This is a genomic window from Klebsiella sp. Shm-1 (assembly GCF_040804525.1).
In the GTDB taxonomy this organism is placed as follows: Bacteria; Pseudomonadota; Gammaproteobacteria; order Enterobacterales; family Enterobacteriaceae; genus Klebsiella; species Klebsiella pneumoniae.
In genome coordinates, this window is the sequence record NZ_CP161823.1 from 4,415,117 (window position 1) to 4,438,606 (window position 23,490).

The following is a 23,490-nucleotide window of genomic DNA, read 5'->3' on the forward strand; positions in this document are numbered from 1 at the left end:
CAGCCCCTTAACATGCGTGCACGGGCGGAGAGGAAACCTCTTCGCCCGTGCCAGTGTTTTACCCGTTCAAAGGGCGATTATTTTTTATCTTTCACTTCTTCGAACTCAGCGTCGACAACATCGTCGTCTTTCGCGTTGCTCGCCTGAGCGTCAGCGGAACCCGCCTGCTGCTGAGCGTGCTGCTGCTGAGCAATTTCCATCAGCTTCTGAGAAGCCTGCGCCAGCGCCTGCATTTTCGCTTCGATATCCGCTTTGTCTTCGCCTTTCAGAGAAGATTCCAGCGCGGTCAGCGCAGACTCAATGGCAGTTTTGTCGTCAGCCGGCAGTTTATCGCCTGCTTCTTCAACCTGCTTACGAGTGCTGTGCAGCAGATGGTCGCCCTGGTTGCGGGTCTGTACCAGCTCTTCGAACTTACGGTCAGATTCGGCGTTAGCTTCTGCTTCGCGAACCATTTTCTGAATTTCTTCTTCATTCAGACCGGAAGACGCTTTGATGGTGATCTTCTGCTCTTTACCGCTGTTTTTGTCTTTCGCGGAGACGTGCAGGATACCGTCAGCATCGATGTCGAAGGTCACTTCGATCTGCGGCATGCCGCGCGGCGCCGGGTTAATACCATCCAGGTTGAACTGACCCAGAGATTTGTTATCAGACGCGCGTTTACGCTCACCCTGCAGCACATGGATGGTTACCGCAGACTGGTTGTCTTCAGCGGTAGAGAACACCTGGCTGTGCTTGGTCGGGATGGTGGTGTTTTTGCTGATAAGCGCAGTCATCACGCCGCCCATGGTTTCGATACCCAGCGACAGCGGGGTTACGTCGAGCAGCAGAACGTCTTTCACATCGCCAGTCAGTACACCGCCCTGAACGGCAGCACCGATCGCCACGGCTTCATCCGGGTTAACGTCTTTACGCGGTTCTTTACCAAAGAACTCGGCCACTTTCTTCTGCACCATCGGCATACGAGTCTGACCACCAACGAGGATCACGTCGTTGATATCGGAAACGGACAGACCGGCATCCTGCAGAGCGACTTTCAGCGGCTCGATGGAACGGTTAACCAGGTCTTCTACCAGGCTTTCCAGTTTCGCGCGAGTCACTTTGATGTTCATGTGTTTCGGACCGGTCGCGTCTGCAGTGATGTACGGCAGGTTAACGTCGGTCTGCTGAGCAGAAGACAGTTCAATCTTCGCTTTCTCAGCGGCTTCTTTCAGGCGCTGCATGGCCAGCGGGTCGTTGCGCAGGTCAATGCCCTGATCTTTCTTGAACTCATCAACGAGGTAGTTGATCAGACGAGTATCGAAGTCTTCGCCGCCCAGGTGGGTATCACCGTTGGTCGCCAGAACTTCAAAGGTTTTTTCGCCATCAACTTCGTCGATTTCGATAATCGAGATATCGAAAGTACCACCACCGAGGTCGTAAACCGCGATAGTACGGTTGCCCACTTCTTTATCCAGACCGTAAGCCAGCGCGGCCGCGGTTGGTTCGTTGATGATACGTTTAACTTCCAGACCGGCGATACGGCCGGCATCTTTGGTTGCCTGACGCTGCGCATCGTTAAAGTAAGCCGGTACGGTGATAACCGCTTCAGTTACCGGTTCACCCAGGTAATCTTCAGCCGTTTTCTTCATTTTCTTCAGCACTTCAGCAGAGATCTGCGGCGGTGCAGTTTTGGTGCCTTTCACATCCAGCCATGCGTCGCCATTGTCTGCGGCAACAATTTTGTATGGCATGATAGAAACGTCACGCTGAACTTCTTCGTCCTGGAAGCGGCGGCCAATCAGGCGTTTAATCGCAAACAGGGTGTTTTGCGGGTTTGTCACTGCCTGACGTTTAGCCGGCTGACCAACCAGAGTTTCACCATCCTGGGTATAGGCAATGATAGAAGGCGTGGTGCGATCGCCTTCGGCGTTCTCCAGCACGCGTGCAGTAGTGCCATCCATAATCGCTACACAAGAGTTGGTAGTACCCAGGTCGATACCAATAATTTTACCCATCTAAACGTCTCCACTAAAAATTCGATCAACATGTGGTTGTGAACCTGTAATAAGGGCGAAACGTGCGGTTTCAACTGCCCAGACATCATTTTTTTTCAGGTTCTTCACTGCGGTTGACTACAAGATGGGGTCGCCCACTCCGGCATCAAGGGGCAAGCATAAAAATTTTTTGCCTCGGATTCGCACAGGGTTACGGATGACTTGCCGAACAAGGTTGTTGCATGGCAAAAACAACGGCGAAATATACATACAAAAAACGGATTAAAATAGGAAATACATTCATAATATCATTGACATAACCCGCAATACTTGCGCGCTAAAAGCCCCGTTTTCGCAGTGATAAACTTCCCCGCCATCGCACTTCGCTTATTCAGGGGACAAATTAATGAAATCGCTATACCGGCTTTCCGTAGGGCTTATCCTCGGCGTGTCATTTATCACCTCGGCGGCCGCTAACGACCATAAAATTCTCGGCGTGATAGCTATGCCGCGCAATGAAACCAACGACCTGACGCTGACGCTCCCCGTCTGCCGGGTGGTCAAACGCATTCAGCTCAGCGCCGACCGCGGCGATGTACAACTCTCCGGGGCGACGGTCTACTTTAAGGCCAGCCGCGGCGCCAGCCACACGCTGAACGTCCCCGCCGGGATCAAAGAGGGCAGCACCACCGGCTGGATCAACATCAATAGCGATAACGACAACAAACGTTGCGTGAAGAAGATCGCCTTCTCCGGCCACACGGTGCACTCCTCAGATATGGCATCACTGAAAATTATCGGCGATGACTAATGTCGCCCCTGCCCGAGAGAAAACGTTATGCATATTAATTACCTGGAGGATGACGATCTCGCCTTTCTGCCTGAGTGCAGCGAGGCGCATCTGGAAGCCTTTACCCGCATTCTGACCCACGGGGAAAATGGCAAACCCCGTCTCTCCAGCACGCTCCTGCGCAACGAGACATTTTTAGCGATGGAGGGGCACCCGGAGCGTTATCGCCGCAACTGGCAGCTAATCGCCGGTGAGCTACAGCATTTTGGCGGCGATAGCATCGCCAACACGCTGCGCCGCCATGGCAAATTTTATCGCGCGATCCTGCTGGATGTATGTAAACGACTGAAAGCGAAGGTCGACAAACAGCTGTCGACGCCGCAGATCGAGCAGCAGTTGCTGGCGCATTTTCTGCAGCACAGCTGGAATAAACTGAACGCGGAGCAAAAAGCGCAGTTTCTCGCCGCGGTGGAGTGCCGGAGCCATGAGCTGGACAGCCTGATGGCTCATCTGCTGAGGCATCGCAAGCTAAGCGAAGGCGTCACTTTGTTGCTGGACGAACGCTTAACCGCCATCCTGCGCACGCATGCCGCGGTGAGCGTCATCGGTCATGGCCTGGTGCGCGGCGCCGGGCTGGGCGGACCGCTCGGCGCCGCGCTGAACAGCGTAAAAGCGGTGAGCGGCAGCGCATACCGGGTCACCATCCCCGCGGTCCTGCATATTGCCTGTTTACGGCAAATGCTCCAGCCGCCGTCAGACACCGCGGAAATTGGTGAAAAATACCCCGCCAGATCATAGACAGCCCTTCAGCGCCTCATTATTATGCCGCGCCCCGCCGCCAAGTCGCGGGGTAATGCTTCCCTTTTAATGATAATTTTGAGGAATTATGGGCAACACTAAGTTGGCTAATCCGGCACCGCTGGGCCTTATGGGCTTCGGCATGACCACTATTCTGCTTAACCTGGCGAATAGCGGCCTGTTCGCATTCGATGTAGCTATCCTGGCGATGGGCATTTTTTACGGCGGCATTGCGCAAATTTTTGCCGGCCTGCTGGAATACAAAAAAGGCAACACTTTTGGCTTAACCGCTTTTACCTCCTACGGCAGCTTCTGGCTGACGCTGGTGGCGATTCTTCTGATGCCGAAAATGGGCCTGGCAGACGCACCAAACGCGCACTTCCTCGGTATGTACCTCGGCCTGTGGGGCGTCTTTACCCTGTTTATGTTCTTTGGCACCCTGAAGGCAGCCCGCATGCTGCAGTTTGTCTTCCTGAGCCTGACCGTACTGTTCGCGCTGCTGGCGATTGGCCATTTGGCCGATAACGAAGGCATTGTGAAGGTAGCCGGCTGGGTCGGCCTGATTTGTGGCGCCAGCGCTATTTACCTGGCGATGGGTGAAGTGCTGAACGAACAGTTCGGCCGCACCGTGCTGCCGATCGGCGAACCGCGCTAATCTTCCGCCGCCGTCCGGTCACAGGGCGGCGGCAGGTCATTATCAGCATCAGCTAGCCATCGTTAACGCTGCAGCTCCCCTTCCGGCATCCCCGTCGGCGCCGTCAGCTCCTGACGCAGCCAGATACCTAATCCCAGCCCCATCAGCGACAGGGCCAGCACATACCAGGCCGGCGCCATCGGCGACACCCCCATCAGCATGGTGACCGCAATCGGCGTCAGGCCGCCAAAGATCGCGTACGACAGGTTGTAGGAGAAAGAGATGCCGGTGAAGCGTACTTCCGCCGGGAAGGCCCGCACCATCACATAGGGCACCGCCCCCACCACGCCGACGCAAAGCCCCACCGTACCGTAGAGCAGAAACAGCCGCTGCGGGCTGGCGCCGGCAAGATGGTAAAATGCCCAGCTGGCAACCGCCAGCAGCAGGCTGCCGACGATAAAAGTGCGGCTGGCGCCGAAGCGGTCCGCCGCCAGCCCGGCGAGCAGACAGCCGATGCACAACATAATGGTGGCGATGCTGTTGGCCTGCAGGGTAATGGCCGGCGCAAAACCATAGTGCTTCTGCAGCCAGACCGGCGACATCAGGATCACCACCACCACGCCAGCCGACAGCAGCCAGGTCAGCAGCATAGAGATCACCACCGCCTTCTGGTGCTTGAGCGCCACCGCTTTTACCGGCAGCTCCTGCGCCAGCGCTTTGCGCTGCTGCATCTCAAGAAAAATCGGCGTCTCCTGCAGCCAGCGGCGCAGATACATCGCTATCAGACCAAATACGCCGCCCAGCAGGAAGGGGATCCGCCAGCCGCCGTCGTGGATCCCCTGCGGCGTCAGACTGGTATTGATAAGCGTGGCCACCACCGACCCCAGCAGAATGCCAACCGTCAGGCCGGCCGTCAGCGTGCCGCAGGCGATACCAATGCGTTTTTCCGGGACATGCTCAGCGACAAACACCCAGGCGCCTGGAACTTCACCGCCGATCGCCGCTCCCTGCAGAATACGCATCAGCAGCAATAGCAGCGGGGCGATGATACCTACCGAGCTATAGGTCGGTAACAGACCGATCGCCAGGGTTGGCAGCGCCATCAGCAGGATGCTGAGGGTGAACATTTTCTTGCGCCCCACCAGATCGCCAAAGTGGGCCATGATGATGCCCCCCAGCGGACGCGCCAGGTAACCGGCGGCGAAAATGCCAAAAGTTTGCACCTGGCGCAGCCATTCGGGAATATCCGCAGGGAAGAAGAGCTCGCCGACGACAGCGGCGAAGAAAACGAAAATGATAAAGTCATAAAACTCCAGCGCGCCGCCCAGGGCGGCCAGCGTCAGCGTTTTATAATCCTGGCGGTTGAGCGGTCGGTTTACATATGACATAACGCAATTTCATCCTGAGGTGTGCAGCGTGTTTTATAGTGTGTAAAGTAAAAATCACTATATCGTAAATAAAACGGCACACCATTAGCGATGCAGGTTATATCAAAAATGCATCAAATTCAGGATAAAGTTTCGCGTCTGGCGCTCTTGGGACGAAAAGCTTCTACTACACGGCCATCGGTTTCCACATAAGGCCCTTCAAGCAACTGTACACAATAAGGTACACTTGCGAAAATACCGTGCACCAGCACGTTGCCGTCAGCATCTTTCACCCCTTCCAGAGTCTCCTGAATTGCTTTCGGTTGCCCGGGAAGGTTGAGGATCAGCGCCTGCTTGCGGATCACACCGACCTGCCGGGAAAGGATAGCCGTCGGCACAAAGTGTAGGCTAACCTGGCGCATTTGCTCGCCGAAGCCCGGCATCTCGCGATCGGCGATCGCCAGCGTTGCGTCGGGCGTCACATCGCGACGCGCAGGGCCGGTTCCGCCGGTGGTCAGCACCAGATGGCACCCCATTTCGTCAACCAGTTCGCACAGCGTTTGCTCAATGATGGCCTGCTCATCCGGAATCAGACGGGTTTGCAGCTCGAAAGGGGTGGTCAGGGCACGTGCCAGCCACTCTTCCAGTGCCGGGATGCCTTTGTCCTGATAGACGCCGCTGGAGGCGCGATCGGAAATGGAAACTAAGCCGATTCGTAAGGTATTCATGGTTATTCCGTTCAAACTGTGGCGTTAAACGAAATGATACACTGCCGGAGGCGGGACAGACAGTGTAATGTGGCCGACGGGCGTCGGCCACCTGCGCGATTACAGCAGTTCGTCGATCATTTTTTCCAGTTTTTCCTGGTCGATCGCAAACTTACGGATACCTTCCGCCAGTTTGTCTACCGCCATCGGATCCTGGTTATGCTGCCACAGGAACTCAGATTCGGTAATACGCTCCGGACGCGCTTTCACTTCACCGGTATATACCAGCTTACGCTCAACGGCGCCTTCGCTTTCGGACAGCTCTTTCAGCAGCGCCGGGGCGATGGTCAGGCGGTCACAGCCAGCCAGTTCCAGAATTTCGCCAACGTTACGGAAGCTTGCGCCCATCACGACGGTTTCATAGCCGTGCTGCTTGTAATACTCGTAGATTTCGCTGACGGAAACTACGCCCGGATCTTCTGCCGGTGCGTACTCTTTCTTGTCGGTGTTGGCTTTGTACCAGTCGAGGATACGGCCAACGAACGGCGAAATCAGGAAGACGCCCGCTTCGGCGCAAGCGCGAGCCTGAGCGAAGGAGAACAGCAGCGTCAGGTTACAGTTAATGCCTTCTTTTTCCAGCTGTTCAGCGGCGCGAATGCCCTGCCAGGTGGAGGCCAGTTTGATCAGAATGCGATCGTTGCTGATGCCCGCGTCGTTGTACAGCTTGATGATGCGCTTGGCTTTCGCGATAGACGCTTCGGTGTCATAGGAGAGACGTGCGTCCACTTCGGTGGAGATACGGCCCGGGATCAGTTTCAGAATTTCGAGACCGATGTTCACCGCCAGCTTATCGGAAGCATCGAGGATCTGCTGCGCGCGATCGCTGCTCTGGCTACGAGCCCAGGCGACAGCGTCGTCAATCAGCTTACGGTACTCAGGGATCTGAGCCGCGCCGAGAATCAGGGAAGGGTTAGTGGTGGCATCCTGAGGCTGATACAGCTTCATTGCCGCAATATCTCCGGTGTCAGCGACGACAGTGGTGTACTGACGCAGAGAAGTTAATTTATCCGTCATGATATATTTCTCTTAAACAGCAGTTAAGGGGATGTAACCGGTCTGCCCAGATGATAACACGCTGCCGGGTCAGCGCAACCGCCGACGAGAGAAGAGCGCAGAGTGTGATAAACTATGCAGATTAATTTGCTGAAAGCGAAAGGATTGTCACTTAATTGGTAACGCTTACACTGGCGTACCGGCATGGACAAGAGGATGTTTAATGCCTGATTTTCTCTCATTTATCAATGAAATACTCTGGGGCTCAGTGATGATTTATCTGCTACTGGGCGCCGGTATCTGGTTTAGCTGGCAAACCCGGGGTATTCAGTTTCGTTACGTGCGCAAATTCGGCCGCAGTCTAAAAAAAAGCCTGCACCCGCAGCCGGGTGGTTTAACGTCCTTTCAGGCGCTCTGTACCAGCCTTGCCGCCCGGGTCGGCAGCGGCAATCTTGCCGGGGTGACGCTGGCGATCGCCGCCGGTGGGCCCGGCGCCGTATTCTGGATGTGGGTTTCCGCCCTGCTCGGCATGGCCAGCAGCTTTGCTGAATGTTCCCTTGCTCAGCTGTATAAAGAACGCGATAGCCGCGGACAGTTTCGCGGCGGCCCGGCCTGGTATATGGCGCGCGGGCTCGGCATGCGTTGGATGGGCGTCCTGTTTTCGATCCTCCTCCTGCTGGCCTATGGTTTTATCTTCAATACCGTGCAGGCTAACTCCGTGGCCCATGCCTTGCGCTATGCGTTCGATCTGCCGGCGGCGGTCAGCGGCGGCGTGCTGGCCGTTGTCGTTTTGCTGGCGATCCTCCGTGGTTTACGCGGCGTGGCGCGTCTGATGCAATGGATCGTTCCCTTTATGGCGCTGTTGTGGATCGCCACCAGCCTGCTCATCGGCCTGTGGCACATCACCGCCCTGCCGACGATTTTCGCTACCATCTTTCGCTGCGCCTTCGGCTGGCAGGAGGCCGCCGCCGGCGCGGTGGGCTACACCATCAGCCAGGCGCTGACCAGCGGCTTCCAGCGCGGCATGTTCTCCAATGAAGCAGGGATGGGCTCTTCGCCTAACGCCGCCGCGGCCGCCGCCTCCTGGCCGCCGCACCCGGCGGCGCAGGGGATCGTGCAGATGATTGGCGTGTTTATCGATACTATCGTGATCTGTACCGCCAGCGCGATTATCGTCATGCTGGCGCCGCGGCCCGACAATGAATATACGCTCAACGGTATTCAGGACTTGCAACACGCGATGAGCGTGCTGGTCGGCGGCTGGGGAGCGGGTTTCATCGCCCTCATCGTGCTGCTGTTCGCCTTTAGCTCTATCGTAGCCAATTACGTGTACGCGGAAAATAATCTGGTCTTCCTGCGCCTGGATAAGCCGCGCTATATCTGGGGGCTGCGAATACTCACCGTCCTGATGGTGCTGTTGGGGACCATGGTTAGCCTGCCTGTCGTCTGGCAGAGCGCGGATATCATCATGGCGCTGATGGCGATGACCAACCTGACGGCCATTCTGTTGCTCTCCCCGACGGTGCGGATTATCGCCAGCGATTATCTGCGTCAGCGGCGGCTGGGTATCCAGCCGACTTTCGATGCCACTCGTTACCCGGATATTGACCAACAGCTGGCCCCGGGCGCCTGGAATGAATTGCCGCGCGAATAGCGCGGCAATTGCAGCTATCGATCCCACCATGCACTTTTTTTGTTAAAATTCGTCGAAATTACCTGCAAGGACTGGATATGCTGATTCTGATTTCACCTGCTAAAACGCTCGATTATCAAAGCCCGCTGGCAACGACTCGCTATACCCAGCCCGAACTCCTCGAGTATTCTCAGCAGCTTATCGGCATCGCCCGTAAGCTGACCGCGCCGCAAATCGGCAAGCTGATGAGCATTAGCGACAAGCTGGCGGATCTAAACGCCACCCGCTTCCACGACTGGCACCCTGACTTTACGCCGCAAAATGCCCGCCAGGCGATCCTCGCCTTTAAAGGCGATGTCTACACTGGCCTGCAGGCAGAGACGCTCACCGAGGACGACTTTGACTTCGCCCAGCAGCATCTGCGCATGCTCTCCGGGCTGTATGGCGTGCTGCGCCCGTTAGACCTGATGCAGCCCTACCGCCTGGAGATGGGGATCCGTCTGGAAAATCCGCGCGGCAAAGATCTGTACCAGTTCTGGGGGGATACCATTACCGAGAAGCTGAATCAGGCGCTGCGCGACCAGGGCGACGATATCGTCATCAACCTGGCTTCCGATGAATATTTTAAATCGGTGAAAACGCCAAAATTGCAGGGTCAGCTGATCAAGCCGGTATTCCTCGATGAGAAGAACGGCAAATTCAAAGTGATCAGTTTTTATGCGAAGAAAGCCCGCGGCCTGATGAGTCGCTACATTATTGAAAACCGCTTAACCCAGCCGGAGCAGCTCAAAGCTTTTAATAGCGAAGGCTATTTCTTTGATGCGGATGCCTCAGAGAAAGGCGAACTGGTGTTTAAACGCCACGAGCAGTAACACGTTACGGTAATAAAAAAGGGGAGTCATTCCCCTTTTCAATATAATTAAGCAGATTATTACTTATTTTAACGCACCCAGTTTTCCACCACGCCTTTTTCATCGAAGAAAATCATCAGCGAGTTCGAATCTTTTTGGCTGGACTTATCGACCGCATCGGCAGCTTGCGATGCCCCGGTTACCGGGATCATGGAACCCGCGAGGCTGACCAGGTTGATCCCTTTATCTACTGAATAATACCAGCTCTCTTTACCCGACGCCGTCACCGTCGTATGACCAGAATCCGGGGCACCAAAATACTGACGAACCTCGGCCTTGGTGGTTTTTCCGACAATGAGATGTTGTTTCAGATAGGCTGGCGTTAATTTATCTTCATTACCGCCAATCGTTGTCCCGGAGCAGCCTGTTAAAGCGAACACCACCAAAAAAAGAGATAAAATACGCATGTTTCCTCCTTGAAAACCTTGTGCATTAACAATGCATCTATAACAAATGATATCTATAGCTGCTTCATAATAAAATCAGCAGCATAAATATAAGCAGCATGAAATAATAAATAAAAAAGATAATCCAGTGGAATTATCCGGCAAAGAGGACAATCCGTAAAAGAGTTTGCAATAAAAGCAGTGCGCTGACAATAAAATAGTGTGGGGAATTTTATGGAGAGAAATTTTACTGATATGGAAAAGTGCGTTAAATATAAAAACCGGGCAATAGCTGCCCGGTTTGGTCGATCATGTTGCCGATATTATTGCCTGGCTTAGCCCATCATCAGCTTACGCAGCGCGGCGAAATCCGCCGGCAGGTTGTGAGACAGCAGCGGCAGGTCGGCGCGGTCGGCCAGCTCCTTCGGCAGCGGCAGAGTCTCCTGCAGGATCTCCTCCACGCTCTCTTTGAACTTCGCCGGATGGGCGGTGCCGAGGAACAGGCCGTACTCTCCCGGCTGCAGCTGATCGCGCAGCGCGCGCCAGGCAATCGCCGCATGCGGTTCAGAGATGTAGCCGATGGCCTTCAGCTCGCGCATCGCTGCTTTGGTGGTCTCATCATCGACCGCGGCATAGCCCAGCTCGCTGAGACGCCAGATTTTACGGCGGAACAGCTCTTCAACGCGCGGCCAGTTGTTCGGCTGGCTGACGTCCATGGCGTTGGACAGCGTCGCCTGGGTGGCTTTTGGCGCCCACTCGCCGCCCTGCAGATAGCGCGGAACGGTGTCGTTGGCGTTGGTGGCGGCGATAAAGCGCTTGATCGGCAGCCCCAGCGACTTGGCCAGCAGACCGGCGGTCAGATCGCCGAAGTTGCCGCTCGGCACGGAAATCACCAGCTGATTGCGGGCTTCCTGCGGCAGCTGCGCCGCCGCTTCGAAGTAGTAACAGATCTGCGCCAGCAGGCGGCTGATGTTGATGGAGTTAGCCGAGTTGAGACCCAGCGTCGCCTTCAGCTCTTCATCGTCAAACGCCTGCTTCACCAGCGCCTGGCAGGCATCAAAGTCGCCATCAATCGCCACGGTTTCAATATTGCCGCCGAGGGTACAGAACAGCTTCTCCTGCAGGGGACTGATCTTGCCGCGCGGATAGAGGATCACTACCTTGACGTTCGGCAGGCCGTAGAAAGCATGCGCCACCGCCGCCCCGGTGTCGCCAGAGGTCGCGGTGAGGATGGTGACCGGCTTATCGCCTGCGATGTGGGTCAGCATCTGCGCCATAAAGCGGCCGCCGAAATCCTTGAACGCCAGCGTAGGGCCATGGAACAGCTCCAGACAGCCGACATCTTCCTGAACCTTGCTTACGGGCGCCGGAAACGCAAACGCCGCGCGCACCCGCTGCTGCAGGACATCCTGCGGGATCTCATCGCCGATAAAGGCGGATAAAATTTTGGCGCTACGGGTGACAAAGTCCTGCGCCAGCATGTCGTCAATTTCAGTCAGGCTGAATTCCGGCAGATCGTGCGGAAAGAACAGGCCCTGATGCTTGCCAAGTCCCTGGGTGACGGCCTGCGCAAAGCTGACCTGCTCGTTATGATCTTTTAAGTTATACAGTTTCATTGGTTATCCCACTACGCGTGCGCCCGCCGTGTCCAGCCGGCAAATATGAACAAAGCCTTCCTGATTCTGCAGATAGTGCGCGCCAAGCCAGTCGGCGACGCGCTGTGCGGTATCCGGTTTATCACACAACGCGAACAGCGTTGGGCCAGAGCCGGAGATGCCGCAAGCCTGGGCGCCCATTTCCATGGCCGCCTGACGCGCTTCGCTAAAGCCCGGCAGCAGTTTGGTTCGGTACGGTTCGGCAATCACATCTTTCATCAATTTTGCCGCCAGCTGCGGCTGGCGGGTGTAGCAGGCGTGAATAAAGCCCGCGAGGTGGCGACCATGGGCGATACAATCCTGGCGGCGATACTGCGCCGGCAGAATCGCCCGCGCTTCAGCAGTAGAGACTTTAATCCCCGGATAGGCCAGCACCCACAGCCACTCATCAAACCCGGGCACCTGCTGACTGATAATCCCATTCTCTTCGATCATCAACTGCATGCCGCCAAGATAGCACGGCGCCACGTTGTCGTAGTGAATGCTGCCGGAGATACGCCCTTCCATCTCTCCCATCAGCGCCAGCATGCGCGTCTCGTTCAGCGGCTTGCCGCAGAACTCGTTCATGGCCACCAGCGCAGCGACCACCGAGCAGGCGCTGGAACCCAGCCCGGAGCCAATCGGCATGTTTTTTTCCAGCGTCATCGCCACCGGCACCGTCTTGCCGATCTCCCGGCAAAAGCTTTCCCAGCACTGGTAAACAATGTTCTCCTGCGGCGCCGTCGGCAGTTTGCTGGCGAAGCGTCCAAGATTCTGCAGGCTAAATTGCTCCGCCGCTTCGACAGTGACGTTGTCGCCAAGCAGCGTGCCATCGACCGGCGTGACCGCCGCGCCCAACACATCAAACCCGACGCTCATATTGGCACTGGAAGCCGGGGCATATACTTTGACCATCTTAAACTCCTAACTTCCAGGACAGGGTGCGCAGCAGGTCGGCGAATACGCCGGCCGCCGTGACGTCGTTCCCGGCGCCATAGCCGCGCAGCACCAGCGGCAATGGCTGATAATAATGGCTATAAAAAGCCAGCGCGTTCTCACCATTCTTAACTTTGAACAGCGGATCGTTGCCGTCAACCGCGGCTATTTTTACCCGGCAGGTACCATCCTCTTCGATGTTACCGACGTAGCGCAAGACTTTACCTTCATCGCGCGCCTTAGCAACCCGCGAGGCAAAACCATCGTCCAGCGACGGCAGGCGGGCCATAAAGGTCTCGACATCGCCGCTGGCGTCGAAGTCCGGCGGCAGCGCCGACTCGACGATAATGTCCGCCAGCTCCAGTTCACGCCCGGTCTCACGGGCCAGAATCAGCAGTTTACGCGCCACATCCACCCCGGATAAATCGTCGCGCGGATCCGGCTCGGTATACCCCATCTCACGGGCCATCGCCGTCGCCGCGGAGAAACTCACCCCCTCGTCCAGCTTGCCGAAGATAAACGACAGGGAGCCGGACAGGATCCCGGAGAAATGGCGCAGCTCATCGCCGGCGTTGAGCAGGTTCTGCAGGTTCTCAATCACCGGCAGGCCCGCGCCAACGTTAGTGTCATAGAGGAACTTACGCCGCGAGCTGCTGGCCGCATGGCGCAGCTGGTGATAGTAATCCAGCGAAGAGGTATTGGCCTTTTTGTTCGGCGTCACCACATGGAAACCTTCGCGCAGGAAGTCGGCATACTGATCGGCGACCGCCTGGCTGGAGGTACAGTCGACGATCACCGGATTGAGCAGGTGGTACTCTTTCACCAGGCGGATCAGGCGGCCAAGATTAAACGGCTCTTTCGCCTCCGCCAGTTCCGCACTCCAGTTTTCCAGATTCAGGCCATGCACGCTGGTCAGCAGCGCCTGAGAATTGGCTACACCGCAGACGCGCAGATCGATATGTTTGTTCTTCAGCCACCCCTGCTGGCGCTTGATCTGCTCTAGCAGCGCGCCGCCGACGCCGCCGACGCCGATGACAAACACTTCAATCACCTGGTCGGTGTTGAACAGCATCTGATGGGTCACGCGCACGCCGGTGGTGGCGTCGTCATTGCTGACCACTACCGAAATTGAGCGCTCGGAAGAGCCCTGGGCAATCGCCACGATATTGATATTGGCGCGGGCCAGTGCCGCAAAGAATTTCGCCGAGATACCGCGCAGGGTACGCATTCCGTCGCCCACCACGGAGATGATCGCCAGACGCTCCATAATCGCCAGCGGCTCCAGCAGCCCCTCTTTCAGCTCCAGATAAAACTCATCTTCCATCGCCCGTTTGGCACGTGCGCAGTCGCTCTGCGGCACGCAGAAACTGATGCTGTACTCCGAAGAAGATTGAGTGATCAACACCACCGAGATGCCGGCGCGGGACATGGTGGCGAAGACGCGGGCCGCCATGCCGACCATCCCTTTCATCCCCGGCCCGGAGACGTTGAACATCGCCATGTTGTTGAGGTTAGAGATGCCTTTCACCGGCAAATCGTCCTCGTCGCGGCTGGCGCCGATAAGCGTTCCCGGCGCCTGTGGGTTGCCGGTATTTTTAATCAGGCATGGGATTTGGAACTGGGCGATAGGGGCGATGGTGCGCGGGTGCAGCACTTTCGCGCCAAAGTAGGAGAGCTCCATTGCCTCCTGATAAGACATCGATTTCAGCAGGCGCGCATCCGGCACCTGACGCGGATCGCAGGTGTACACTCCGTCGACATCGGTCCAGATTTCGCAGCAGTCAGCGCGCAGGCAGGCGGCCAGTACCGCAGCCGAGTAGTCGGAGCCGTTACGTCCCAGCACCACCAGCTCGCCTTTCTCATTGCCGGCGGTAAACCCGGCCATCAGGATCATATGGTCTGCCGGGATCTGGCTGGCGGCAATGCGGCGGGTGGATTCGGCGATATCGACGGTGGATTCCAGATAGTGACCCACGGCGAGCAGTTTTTCGACCGGGTTAATGACACTGACTTTATGTCCACGGGCTTCCAGCAGACCCGCCATGATGGCGATGGAGAGCTTTTCGCCGCGGCAGATCAGCGCGGCATTGACGCTGTCCGGGCACTGACCCAGCAGGCTGATGCCGTGCAGAACATGCTTAATCTGAGCAAATTCCTGCTCCACGAAGGCTTTTAACTGGGCAAGCGGGAAAGCGGGCTGGGCGTCGGCAAGGCCATGAAGAAGTTCGGCAAAAATGCGTTCGGCGTCGGCAATATTGGGGAGGGCATCCTGGCCGCCAATGGTCTTTTCAATCATCGCTACCAGGTGGTTAGTGATCTTCGCCGGGGCAGACAGGACCGTCGCTACCTGCCCCTGCCTGGCATTACTCTCCAGAATATCGGCAACCCGCAGAAACCGTTCCGCATTTGCCACTGATGTACCGCCGAACTTCAACACTCGCATGGTTCTTACCCCTTGATCTCTTGTCAAAAAAAAAGCCCGCACTGTTCAGGTGCGGGCTTTTTTCTGTGTTTCCTGTACGCGTCAGCCCGCACCGTTACCTGTGGTAATGGTGGTGGTGATAATGGTGGTAATCATGCCGATGCGATTCATGGATGTTGTGTACTCTGTATTTTTATCTGTCTGTACGTCCTGCCTATATTGGTTAAAGTATCTGCCGTCTTAAGTCAATGAATTTCTCAATTTGCCCCATTTCAGCAGGCTTACGTATTTTCCCGCTTCCGTGAGAAAAAACATCCAGATCGGCGGAAAACCAGCCCATAGAACAGCATACACATCCATAAATAAAAAATATGACAGAGTTTTATTCTGGCAGGTTTTTTTCAATATCATGCAGCAAACGATGCAACATTGCCGTGTCGCGCTGCTGCAGCAGGCCCAGCCGTTGCGACAACCAGTCGGCCAGTTTGGCATCATCCTCCACGCCCAAACGCGAAAGTAACGCCAGGGTACGAGTACGTAAGGCCTGCAGCTGATGATGGTCTGCCGCAGCGGCGGCGGGCGCCGTTTGTTGCATTAGCGATGCTAATTGATAACAGTAGACCATCACCGACTGGCCGAGATTCAGCGACGGATAATCCGCAGCCATCGGCACACCGGTCAACACATCAGCCAACGCCAGCTCCTCATTGGTCAATCCGGCGTCCTCACGACCAAATACCAGGGCAGTATGGTTCATCCACTGCGCCTTCTCCTCCAGCAGCGGCAACAGCTGCTGCGGCGTGGCGTAATAGTGAAAACGCGCGCGGCTGCGGGCGGTGGTGGCGACGGTAAAATCAACGTCATGCAGCGCCTCGGCAAGGGTGGGATAGGTGGTGATACCATCGAGGATGTCGCCTGAGCCATGCGCCACCCAGCGTGCCGGCGGCGCCAGGTGGGCTTCGCTATCGACGATCCGTAGTTCGCGAAATCCCATGGTTTTCATCGCCCTGGCGGCAGCGCCGACGTTCTCGGCCCGGGCAGGACCGACTAAAATAATCGTTAAACGCATTGCGGTTTCTTTCTCTCTCTCAGGCGTTATCGAGGCGCAGCGCCCCCCATTTTACGCGGTGAAAATTTACAAATTTGCAACAAAAATCACTAAAATTGCGTTTTCTTACCCATAAAAAAATCTAAACTGTTCTCAGGAGGCCGTGACAAGGAGTATGTTAACAGAACCCATTTATCCATATGATGGGCAATGCAATTTCATCTGATGCATCGTTTCAGGCTTTGGATTCACTGTATTTATTAATTTATCCACGCAACTAGTTGAGCCGGGTAAAGATTGTGACTATAAAGAGCATGGCGATGCAATGATTTCACAAGACTGTTAACGTGCTACAATTGAACTTGATATATGTCAACGAAGCGTAGTTTTATTGGGTGTTCGGCCTCTCTTAGCCTGTTATGTTGCTGTTAAAATGGTTAGGATGTCAGCCGTTTTTGACACCGTCGGGTCCAGAGGGAAAGTACCCACGACCAAGCTAATGATGTTGTTGACGTTGATGGAAAGTGCATCAAGAACGCAATTACGTACTTTAGTCATGTTACGCCGCGCATGTTAATTTGCGACATGCAGCAGGCAGGTCAGGGACTTTGGTACTTCCTGTTTCGATTTAGTTGGCAATTTAGGTAGCAAACATGCAGACCCCGCACATTCTTATCGTTGAAGACGAGTTGGTAACACGCAACACGTTAAAAAGTATTTTCGAAGCAGAAGGTTACGATGTATTCGAAGCGACCGATGGCGCGGAAATGCATCAGATCCTGTCTGAAAATGATATCAACCTGGTGATCATGGATATCAACCTGCCTGGTAAAAATGGTCTTCTGCTGGCGCGCGAGCTGCGCGAGCAGGCTGACGTCGCGCTGATGTTCTTAACCGGCCGCGACAACGAAGTGGATAAGATCCTTGGCCTCGAAATCGGCGCTGACGACTATATCACTAAACCGTTTAACCCGCGTGAACTGACTATCCGCGCGCGCAACCTGCTCTCCCGTACCATGAACCTCGGTACCGTGAGCGAAGAGCGTCGCAGCGTGGAAAGCTACAAGTTCAACGGCTGGGAACTCGATATCAACAGCCGTTCCCTGGTTAGCCCGAACGGCGAACAGTACAAGCTGCCGCGCAGTGAATTCCGCGCGATGCTGCATTTCTGCGAAAACCCGGGCAAAATTCAGTCTCGTGCCGAGCTGCTGAAGAAAATGACCGGTCGCGAGCTGAAGCCGCATGACCGTACCGTTGACGTGACCATTCGTCGGATTCGTAAACACTTCGAATCCACTCCGGATACTCCGGAAATCATCGCTACCATTCACGGTGAAGGCTACCGTTTCTGTGGCGATCTGCAGGAATAATACGATTTATTCCGCAGCCATGATGCGAAAACGGCGCCCCAGGGGCGCCGTTTTTTATGCCGTCACTCTTTCCAGAGACGCAGCTTATCGTCATCGGCAGCCGGTGTCGGAGGCACTGTGCCTTTCGGCAGCGATAACGCATACCAGTCCACGCGACGGGTCAAAAACATCAGGACGCTCAGCGCCAACGCCAGCACCCCGGTACCCAGCAGCAGCGCGCTATCCTCAGAATGCAACAGAAACCACATCACGCCATCCAGCAGCAGTAGCGCGGCGACAAACAGCAGGCTGTTACGCCATCCTCTGAGCACCGCCTGAAGGTAGATCCCATTCATCACCGCGCCAGACAGGCTGGCCGCCAGCCAGGCGGCGGTAAAACCAATGTGCTCTGAGAGCGCCAGCAGCACCAGGTAAAACAGCACCAGCGATAAGCCCACCAGCAGATATTGCATCGGATGCAGGGGACGACGGGTCAGGCTCTCGAACACGAAAAAAGCCATAAAGGTCAGCCCGATTAACAGGATGGCATATTTTGTCGCCCGATCGGTTAGCTGGTACTGGTCGGCAAGGGACATCACATCGGCACTGAACGCCGGCAGTCGCGACCACGGGATCTCCATATCATCCTTGAAATAGCTCCCCATATCGTTGGCGAACCAGCTGCTTTGCCAGTGGGCGCGATAGCCGGCAGCACTCACTTCCCGTTGCGTTGGCAGGAAGCTGCCGAGAAAACCGGGATGCGGCCAGTTACTGGTCAGCTGCAGCTCGCTGTTACGCCCGAGCGGCACCAGTGAAAACTCACCCGTCCCGTTCAGATCGAGTGAAAAGGCAATCTCAAGCGGCTTGTTGTCCTCCGCCAGCGCAGGCATTGGCATATGAATACCTGCGCCATCGCCGCTTATCCCCAGCCCCGGCTCCACGCTTAATACGTTACCGTTGACCTCCGGGGCATGGATGGCGCCAATGCCGCGGGCATCGCCGACGCTCACCACCAGCCGCGGCTGGCCTAAGACGATATTCGTTTTTCTCAGCGCCGCCAGACGCAGCGGATCAAACGAGGCCTTAATCTGCAAGGCGTTATGCCAGACCTGGCCGCTGTAGATACCCACCCTCCTCGACTCCACGGTCTGTTTGCCGGCGACCGCCAGCGACTCCGGCAGCCAGTAATACACCCAGCTCCGCTGATAGTTGACCTCTTTTTGGTTCTCCATGCGGGTCAGGGTCTCGGTTATCGGAATAGCGATCAGCGGTCCGGCGAGTTTTTGCGAGCCGCTGGTGCTTTGCTCAATGGCGTCCACCACTTCGCTACGATAATCCGCTCGCTCATTAATAAGCTCCCTGACCATCATTAACGGCAAAGATAGCAGCACAATACAGCCTATTAACGTGGTGATTTTCCAGAATAACGGTGATTTCAACATAGCCTTTCTCCCTATCGTGATGGCCTCACAATAGGACGGCTGTGTGGGGAGAATTTGAAGCTATGTGAAGGGACGGTGAAGTCGCAGCGTGGCGACCACGCCGCCTTCGGGCCGATTGTGCAGATTGATATCGCCGTGATGCAGGCGCGCGACTTCACGAACGAACGCCAGCCCAAGGCCGCTGCTCTTATGGCCGTCTTCGCGCGGCAGCGAATAGAATCGCTCAAAGATTCGTTCCAGGGCATAGTCCGGAATACCGCACCCGTTGTCGATAACGCTCAATTGCACCTCTTCATTTCGCTTCTCCGCAGCCAGGGCGATCTCACCGCCCTGGGGGGTAAAGTCAATCGCGTTGTCGAGCAGATTACCCAGCGCCTGGGCCAGCAGCTCGCCATCGCCATTGACCAGCATCCCACTCTCCCGCCAGCGCAGGGTGATAGCTTTCGCCGCCAGAGCGATGTTGCGCTCCTCCGTCAGCCGTTGGTATAGCGCATCTATCGACACCGGATGCTGCTTTATCTCCAGCCGGCTTTCCAGTCTCGCCTGCTGGAGCAGCCGCTCCACCAGCAGTTGCATCCGGGTGTTTTGCGCGAGGATATTATCAGTAAACCGCGCCGCCACCTCAGGCGGCGGCCCTTCGCGCAGGATCTCCGCCGCGCCGCGGATGGCCGCCAGCGGGCTTTTCAGTTCATGGGTCAGGTCATAGACATAGTTTTCGATGGCATTCTTACCTTCGAGCTTTACCCGCATGCTCTCCAGAGCCTGGGCCAGCTTGCGCAATTCGCTGCTGCCAACCTCCGGCAGCGGCAGCGGGCGCTCAGCGGTCACCGAGTCCGCATAGCGCACCAGCTTGCCGATAGAGAAATTGATCCACCAGACGACGCCGCCGCCAATCAACAGCGCAATGCCCAGCAGGGCGCCGCCGGCCCAGAGGATCCGCCGCTCGCTGCGCTTAATGACCGGCGTCATCGCCAGGTTGGGTTTACCGACGCTCAGTACGCCGATAATCCGCCCCTTATCCATCACCGGCGCGGCGATATACATCACCGAGCTGGCTTCATCATGCGGATCGCTGCGCGTACTGCGCGCGCCGTACTGGCCGCGCAGGGTGAGCCAGACATCGTTCCAGCGCGAATAGTCCTGCCCTGTCGCCTGCCCGCTGGAGTCAAACACCACCTTGCCCCGGGCATCGGTCAGATAGACGCGGTACTCATTACGTACCTTTTTAATTCCGCCAATATTGGCGTTGAGCGGCTGCTGGTTGAGCTGGTGAAAGGCCTGCGCCAGCCTGCCCTGCTGCGGGTTTGCCGCCAGCAGATCCTCACGCGCCAGCGCCGCCAACAGGGTAGCGGTATCATTGAGGGTCCCCTCTGTCGCCCGGCGCACGCCCGGCTTCACTTCCTGGACAAAGATCGACAGCACAAACCACGCGGCGATCGCGACGATAAGAAAATAGCCCAGCAGCAGGCGCATGCCGATGCGCATCAGCCGCGCCCCAGGCTGTAGCCCATACCGCGATGGGTATTGATTGGCGCCTTTTCAGGATTCACAGCCCGCAGCTTAGCGCGCAGGGTTTTGATATGGGTATCGACGGTACGGTCGAGGCTTTCCCAGGCATCGATCCACACCAGCTCCATCAGCTGCTGACGGGAGAAGACGCGACCGGGCGCGTGAAGCAGGGTTTTCAGCAGCAGAAATTCGTAGCGCGTCAGATTCAGCGGCTGGCCGAACCAGCTGATCGCCGCCGCCTGCTCATCGAGCACAAACTCGCCGACGCGTACCACCGGCGATGGCGCGGCAAACTTCTGCAGCCGCCGCAGCACGGTTCGCACCCGCGCGCAGACTTCGCGTGGTGAAAACGGCTTGGCGATATAATCGTCAGCGCCGATTTCCAGCCCCAGCAGCTTATCGACCTCGTCGCTACGCGCCGTCAAAAACAGCACCGGCAGCGCCGGATAACGCGTCAGCAGACGCCGACAGAGCTCGAAGCCGCTGATATCCGGCAAGCCGACGTCGAGGATGGCGACATCTGGCGCCTGATGCGCCGCCGCCTCCAGCGCGGGCAGACCGCGGCCAAAGACGCTGACCTGGAAGCCCTCCTGCTGCAGCATGTAAACCAGGGTATCAGCGATACTCTGTTCATCCTCAACTAACCAAATCCGTGGCTGCTGCATGCGCGCTCCCGTTTATTTATTCCATGGCATGATCGGCACGGCGCTGATGGCGTTCTTCGGCGAGCCATCAACCACTTTATCCGAGTAGGTCAGATAGACCAGCGCATTGCGCTTCGCATCATAGAAACGCACGACCTGCAGTTTTTTAAACACCAGCGAGGTGCGCTTCTGGAACACCACGTCGCCCTGGCTTTTGCCGTTTTTGATTTTGTCCGTTAGCTCAATCGGCCCGACCTGCTGGCAGGAAATCGCCGCGTCAGAGGTATCTTCCGCCAGCCCCAGCCCGCCTTTGATACCACCGGTTTTCGCCCGGCTGATATAGCAGGTCACGTTCTGTACATCCGGATCGTCAAAGGCTTCGACGACGATTTTGTGATCCGGCCCTAACCATTTGAAGACCGTATCCACGGAACCAATCTGCTCCGCCTGAGCCAGCTGGCTACCGGCCAGCAGGAGCAGCCCCATCGCAAACTTCTTGTATTTCATATTGTTACCATTATTAAAAAATATAGCTGAGTGATTATCACGCACTTAGCAGAAAAGGTTTATAGATCACAGCTTTACAAAATTATCGTTCAAATCCCCTGACCTACCGCATTTAAAAGCAAAAAAAACACTGAATGCTAAAACATCAAAAAATGCTATTATCCGCTACTTTAATATCAGGCACCTGTGTTTAAGGATGGGGACATTTTATGGATCAAGCAGGGATTATTCGCGATCTCCTTAGCTGGCTGGAAGGTCACCTGGATCAGCCGCTTTCTCTGGATAATGTGGCGGCGAAGGCAGGTTATTCCAAGTGGCATTTGCAGCGAATGTTTAAGGATGTCACCGGCCATGCCATCGGTGCCTATATTCGCGCGCGCCGCTTGTCGAAATCTGCTGTCGCATTACGCCTGACCGCCCGTCCAATCCTTGATATTGCGCTGCAGTACCGTTTCGACTCCCAGCAGACCTTCACCCGAGCGTTTAAGAAGCAATTCTCGCTGACGCCGGCGCTCTACCGCCGCTCGCCGGACTGGAGCTCGTTCGGTATGCGCCCGCCGCTGCGTCTTGGCGAATTTACCCTGCCGAAACATGAGTTTATCACTCTGCCCCCTACTCAGCTGCTTGGCGTGACCCAGAGCTATACCTGTAAGCTCGAGGAAATCTCCGATTTTCGTAACCAGATGCGGGTCCAGTTCTGGCGAGACTTCCTCGGCAACTCACCGTCAATCCCCCCGGTGCTCTACGGGCTGCATGAGCCGCGTCCGAGCCTGGAAAAAGACGATGAGCAGGAAGTATTCTATACCACCGCGCTGACGCCGGAGATGGCTAACGGCCACCTGCAGCATGCCCATCCAGTGACCCTGGAGGGCGGCGAGTATGTCATGTTTACGTATGAAGGGCTGGGTACCGGTCTGCAGGAATTCATCCTGACCGTCTACGGCACCTGCATGCCGATGCTGAACCTGACGCGTCGCAAGGGGCTGGATATTGAACGCTTCTACCCTGAAGATGAAAGCCGGGATCAGGCCACGCCGATTCAGTTGCGCTGCGAGTATCTGATCCCGATCCGCCGTTAACGCTGCAGCTCGTCCATTGCGGGGGCGTCAAGATGCGAGACGTCGCCCGCCGTTTCCACCACCCAGCCGGAAGCCAGCCACGGGCTTTGCTGATAGTCGACGCGCGAAATAGAGCAGTTGCGCAGCCGCAGACGACGCTCAGCGTACGCCGGCAGCCCTAATATCGTGCTCACCAGGCAGCCCAGCGCGATCCCATGACTCACCAGCAGCGGCCGGCTACCGGCGGGTAATTCCAGACAGGATGCCAGCGCCGCATGCATACGCTCGCTGAGCTCCTGCATCGATTCGCCCTGCGGAATACGACCGTCCGGTGTGCCGTTGACCAGCTGGCGACGCCAGCCTTCTTCTTCTTCGCTGAGCGAGTCGATATGGCGCTTCTCCAGCACCCCCATATCCAGTTCGCGCAGGCGCGCATCGGCGATCACGCTGCAGCCGCAGGCTTCGGCGATAATTTCTGCTGTGCGGCGGGTTCGCCCCAGATCGCTGGTAATGATATGGGTGATCCCCAGCGTTCTGGCGCGCTCGCCCACCTGCCAGGCCTGGCGCTCACCATGGGCGGTCAGCGGGCTGTCGGACTGACCCTGAATACGTCGCTCGGCGTTCCACTGCGTTTCACCGTGGCGAACAAGGTATACTTGTAACATGCTTTTTTTCCGTTCTGGACTCGT

23 protein-coding genes and 1 other annotated feature are annotated in these 23,490 nt (G+C 56.5%); of the genes, 7 read left to right on the forward strand and 16 right to left on the reverse strand.

Features of this window, described 5'->3' with window-relative positions:
- Window positions 1–77 precede the first annotated feature (77 nt).
- Window positions 78–1,994 (reverse strand): molecular chaperone DnaK, encoded by a 1,917-nt coding sequence (gene dnaK / locus AB1E37_RS21595; protein ID WP_004146997.1) that lies wholly within the window; start codon window positions 1,992–1,994, stop codon window positions 78–80.
- Between the two features lie 385 nt (window positions 1,995–2,379).
- Here dnaK and AB1E37_RS21600 point away from each other — a divergent pair, with 385 nt between their 5' ends.
- The 3 genes from AB1E37_RS21600 (at window position 2,380) to satP (ending at window position 4,216) form a co-directional block, all read left to right on the forward strand.
- Window positions 2,380–2,784, forward strand: a complete 405-nt coding sequence (locus tag AB1E37_RS21600) for a DUF2541 family protein (RefSeq protein WP_002887909.1) — start codon at window positions 2,380–2,382, stop codon at window positions 2,782–2,784.
- Between the two features lie 27 nt (window positions 2,785–2,811).
- Window positions 2,812–3,561 carry an acidic protein MsyB gene (gene msyB, locus AB1E37_RS21605; RefSeq protein WP_004146011.1) on the forward strand — a complete coding sequence of 250 codons (750 nt, stop codon included), beginning with the start codon at window positions 2,812–2,814 and terminating at the stop codon, window positions 3,559–3,561.
- 88 nt (window positions 3,562–3,649) lie between these two features.
- On the forward strand, window positions 3,650–4,216 hold the full coding sequence (satP, locus tag AB1E37_RS21610) for an acetate uptake transporter (RefSeq protein ID WP_002887905.1): 567 nt from the start codon (window positions 3,650–3,652) through the stop codon (window positions 4,214–4,216).
- Between the two features lie 62 nt (window positions 4,217–4,278).
- Here satP and AB1E37_RS21615 read toward each other — a convergent pair whose 3' ends face one another.
- From AB1E37_RS21615 to tal, 3 genes are all read right to left on the reverse strand, one after another.
- Window positions 4,279–5,583: an MFS transporter gene (locus tag AB1E37_RS21615; RefSeq protein ID WP_002887901.1), complete on the reverse strand. Its 1,305-nt coding sequence runs from the start codon at window positions 5,581–5,583 to the stop codon at window positions 4,279–4,281.
- A 119-nt stretch (window positions 5,584–5,702) separates the two neighbouring features.
- Window positions 5,703–6,290 (reverse strand): molybdopterin adenylyltransferase, encoded by a 588-nt coding sequence (gene mog, locus AB1E37_RS21620; RefSeq protein ID WP_002887898.1) that lies wholly within the window; start codon window positions 6,288–6,290, stop codon window positions 5,703–5,705.
- 99 nt (window positions 6,291–6,389) lie between these two features.
- On the reverse strand, window positions 6,390–7,343 hold the full coding sequence (gene tal, locus AB1E37_RS21625) for a transaldolase (protein WP_002887897.1): 954 nt from the start codon (window positions 7,341–7,343) through the stop codon (window positions 6,390–6,392).
- 202 nt (window positions 7,344–7,545) lie between these two features.
- Between tal and AB1E37_RS21630 the strand changes: the two genes are divergently transcribed.
- Both AB1E37_RS21630 and yaaA read left to right on the forward strand, forming a co-directional pair.
- Window positions 7,546–8,976, forward strand: coding sequence for a sodium:alanine symporter family protein (locus AB1E37_RS21630; RefSeq protein ID WP_002887871.1), 1,431 nt, complete (start codon window positions 7,546–7,548; stop codon window positions 8,974–8,976).
- A 77-nt stretch (window positions 8,977–9,053) separates the two neighbouring features.
- Window positions 9,054–9,827, forward strand: coding sequence for a peroxide stress protein YaaA (yaaA, locus tag AB1E37_RS21635; RefSeq protein ID WP_004178561.1), 774 nt, complete (start codon window positions 9,054–9,056; stop codon window positions 9,825–9,827).
- 68 nt (window positions 9,828–9,895) lie between these two features.
- On the opposite strand, the gene AB1E37_RS21640 is transcribed toward yaaA, so the two are convergent.
- The 7 genes from AB1E37_RS21640 to yjjY all read right to left on the reverse strand — a co-directional run bounded on the left by AB1E37_RS21640 (window position 9,896) and on the right by yjjY (window position 16,850).
- Window positions 9,896–10,273, reverse strand: a complete 378-nt coding sequence (locus AB1E37_RS21640) for a hypothetical protein (RefSeq protein WP_002887866.1) — start codon at window positions 10,271–10,273, stop codon at window positions 9,896–9,898.
- 314 nt (window positions 10,274–10,587) lie between these two features.
- Complete coding sequence (thrC, locus tag AB1E37_RS21645) at window positions 10,588–11,868, reverse strand: threonine synthase (protein ID WP_002887863.1); 1,281 nt, start codon at window positions 11,866–11,868, stop codon at window positions 10,588–10,590.
- 3 nt (window positions 11,869–11,871) lie between these two features.
- Window positions 11,872–12,801, reverse strand: coding sequence for a homoserine kinase (gene thrB, locus AB1E37_RS21650; RefSeq protein ID WP_002887853.1), 930 nt, complete (start codon window positions 12,799–12,801; stop codon window positions 11,872–11,874).
- A gap of 1 nt (window position 12,802) precedes the next feature.
- Complete coding sequence (gene thrA / locus AB1E37_RS21655) at window positions 12,803–15,265, reverse strand: bifunctional aspartate kinase/homoserine dehydrogenase I (protein ID WP_032448252.1); 2,463 nt, start codon at window positions 15,263–15,265, stop codon at window positions 12,803–12,805.
- A gap of 25 nt (window positions 15,266–15,290) precedes the next feature.
- Window positions 15,291–15,408: a sequence feature (Thr leader region), on the reverse strand.
- Window positions 15,347–15,415 (reverse strand): thr operon leader peptide, encoded by a 69-nt coding sequence (thrL, locus tag AB1E37_RS21660; RefSeq protein ID WP_004222578.1) that lies wholly within the window; start codon window positions 15,413–15,415, stop codon window positions 15,347–15,349. It overlaps the preceding feature by 62 nt.
- A 211-nt stretch (window positions 15,416–15,626) precedes the next feature.
- Entirely contained in the window at window positions 15,627–16,313 is a 687-nt protein-coding gene (locus AB1E37_RS21665) for a tRNA/rRNA methyltransferase (RefSeq protein ID WP_002887846.1), read from the reverse strand.
- Window positions 16,314–16,709: 396 nt separating this feature from the next.
- Window positions 16,710–16,850 carry a protein YjjY gene (gene yjjY / locus AB1E37_RS21670; protein WP_004146984.1) on the reverse strand — a complete coding sequence of 47 codons (141 nt, stop codon included), beginning with the start codon at window positions 16,848–16,850 and terminating at the stop codon, window positions 16,710–16,712.
- 95 nt (window positions 16,851–16,945) lie between these two features.
- On the opposite strand from yjjY, the gene arcA reads away from it, so the two are divergent.
- Window positions 16,946–17,662, forward strand: a complete 717-nt coding sequence (arcA, locus tag AB1E37_RS21675; RefSeq protein WP_002887843.1) for a two-component system response regulator ArcA — start codon at window positions 16,946–16,948, stop codon at window positions 17,660–17,662.
- A gap of 62 nt (window positions 17,663–17,724) precedes the next feature.
- On the opposite strand, the gene creD is transcribed toward arcA, so the two are convergent.
- Genes creD through creA form a run of 4 tightly spaced genes read right to left on the reverse strand, consistent with a single transcriptional unit; the run spans window position 17,725 to window position 21,743 of the window.
- Complete coding sequence (gene creD / locus AB1E37_RS21680; protein ID WP_012737378.1) at window positions 17,725–19,083, reverse strand: cell envelope integrity protein CreD; 1,359 nt, start codon at window positions 19,081–19,083, stop codon at window positions 17,725–17,727.
- Between the two features lie 60 nt (window positions 19,084–19,143).
- Window positions 19,144–20,568 (reverse strand): two-component system sensor histidine kinase CreC, encoded by a 1,425-nt coding sequence (gene creC / locus AB1E37_RS21685; RefSeq protein ID WP_002887823.1) that lies wholly within the window; start codon window positions 20,566–20,568, stop codon window positions 19,144–19,146.
- Window positions 20,568–21,257: a two-component system response regulator CreB gene (gene creB / locus AB1E37_RS21690; protein WP_002887820.1), complete on the reverse strand. Its 690-nt coding sequence runs from the start codon at window positions 21,255–21,257 to the stop codon at window positions 20,568–20,570. The genes creC and creB overlap by 1 nt, the downstream gene beginning before the upstream one ends.
- Before the next feature lie 12 nt (window positions 21,258–21,269).
- Window positions 21,270–21,743, reverse strand: a complete 474-nt coding sequence (gene creA, locus AB1E37_RS21695; RefSeq protein ID WP_002887814.1) for a protein CreA — start codon at window positions 21,741–21,743, stop codon at window positions 21,270–21,272.
- A 209-nt stretch (window positions 21,744–21,952) separates the two neighbouring features.
- On the opposite strand from creA, the gene robA reads away from it, so the two are divergent.
- A complete protein-coding gene (gene robA / locus AB1E37_RS21700; protein WP_002887812.1) occupies window positions 21,953–22,822 on the forward strand; it encodes an MDR efflux pump AcrAB transcriptional activator RobA in 870 nt (289 codons plus the stop codon).
- Here the strand turns inward: robA and gpmB are convergent.
- Window positions 22,819–23,466, reverse strand: a complete 648-nt coding sequence (gpmB, locus tag AB1E37_RS21705; protein ID WP_002887811.1) for a 2,3-diphosphoglycerate-dependent phosphoglycerate mutase GpmB — start codon at window positions 23,464–23,466, stop codon at window positions 22,819–22,821. The genes robA and gpmB overlap by 4 nt on opposite strands.
- Window positions 23,467–23,490 lie beyond the last annotated feature (24 nt).

Excerpts from the sequence above, each read along its gene's own strand:
- msyB (WP_004146011.1), top strand. The coding sequence starts at position 2,812 with ATGCATATTAATTACCTGGAGGATGACGATCTCGCCTTTCTGCCTGAG.
- thrC (WP_002887863.1), bottom strand. The coding sequence starts at position 11,868 with ATGAAACTGTATAACTTAAAAGATCATAACGAGCAGGTCAGCTTTGCG.
- creD (WP_012737378.1), bottom strand. The coding sequence starts at position 19,083 with ATGTTGAAATCACCGTTATTCTGGAAAATCACCACGTTAATAGGCTGT.
- creC (WP_002887823.1), bottom strand. The coding sequence starts at position 20,568 with ATGCGCATCGGCATGCGCCTGCTGCTGGGCTATTTTCTTATCGTCGCG.
- AB1E37_RS21600 (WP_002887909.1), top strand. The coding sequence starts at position 2,380 with ATGAAATCGCTATACCGGCTTTCCGTAGGGCTTATCCTCGGCGTGTCA.
- robA (WP_002887812.1), top strand. The coding sequence starts at position 21,953 with ATGGATCAAGCAGGGATTATTCGCGATCTCCTTAGCTGGCTGGAAGGT.
- tal (WP_002887897.1), bottom strand. The coding sequence starts at position 7,343 with ATGACGGATAAATTAACTTCTCTGCGTCAGTACACCACTGTCGTCGCT.
- AB1E37_RS21665 (WP_002887846.1), bottom strand. The coding sequence starts at position 16,313 with ATGCGTTTAACGATTATTTTAGTCGGTCCTGCCCGGGCCGAGAACGTC.
- creB (WP_002887820.1), bottom strand. The coding sequence starts at position 21,257 with ATGCAGCAGCCACGGATTTGGTTAGTTGAGGATGAACAGAGTATCGCT.
- gpmB (WP_002887811.1), bottom strand. The coding sequence starts at position 23,466 with ATGTTACAAGTATACCTTGTTCGCCACGGTGAAACGCAGTGGAACGCC.
- arcA (WP_002887843.1), top strand. The coding sequence starts at position 16,946 with ATGCAGACCCCGCACATTCTTATCGTTGAAGACGAGTTGGTAACACGC.
- thrA (WP_032448252.1), bottom strand. The coding sequence starts at position 15,265 with ATGCGAGTGTTGAAGTTCGGCGGTACATCAGTGGCAAATGCGGAACGG.
- thrB (WP_002887853.1), bottom strand. The coding sequence starts at position 12,801 with ATGGTCAAAGTATATGCCCCGGCTTCCAGTGCCAATATGAGCGTCGGG.
- AB1E37_RS21640 (WP_002887866.1), bottom strand. The coding sequence starts at position 10,273 with ATGCGTATTTTATCTCTTTTTTTGGTGGTGTTCGCTTTAACAGGCTGC.
- mog (WP_002887898.1), bottom strand. The coding sequence starts at position 6,290 with ATGAATACCTTACGAATCGGCTTAGTTTCCATTTCCGATCGCGCCTCC.
- dnaK (WP_004146997.1), bottom strand. The coding sequence starts at position 1,994 with ATGGGTAAAATTATTGGTATCGACCTGGGTACTACCAACTCTTGTGTA.
- yaaA (WP_004178561.1), top strand. The coding sequence starts at position 9,054 with ATGCTGATTCTGATTTCACCTGCTAAAACGCTCGATTATCAAAGCCCG.
- AB1E37_RS21630 (WP_002887871.1), top strand. The coding sequence starts at position 7,546 with ATGCCTGATTTTCTCTCATTTATCAATGAAATACTCTGGGGCTCAGTG.
- AB1E37_RS21615 (WP_002887901.1), bottom strand. The coding sequence starts at position 5,583 with ATGTCATATGTAAACCGACCGCTCAACCGCCAGGATTATAAAACGCTG.
- yjjY (WP_004146984.1), bottom strand. The coding sequence starts at position 16,850 with ATGACTAAAGTACGTAATTGCGTTCTTGATGCACTTTCCATCAACGTC.
- creA (WP_002887814.1), bottom strand. The coding sequence starts at position 21,743 with ATGAAATACAAGAAGTTTGCGATGGGGCTGCTCCTGCTGGCCGGTAGC.
- satP (WP_002887905.1), top strand. The coding sequence starts at position 3,650 with ATGGGCAACACTAAGTTGGCTAATCCGGCACCGCTGGGCCTTATGGGC.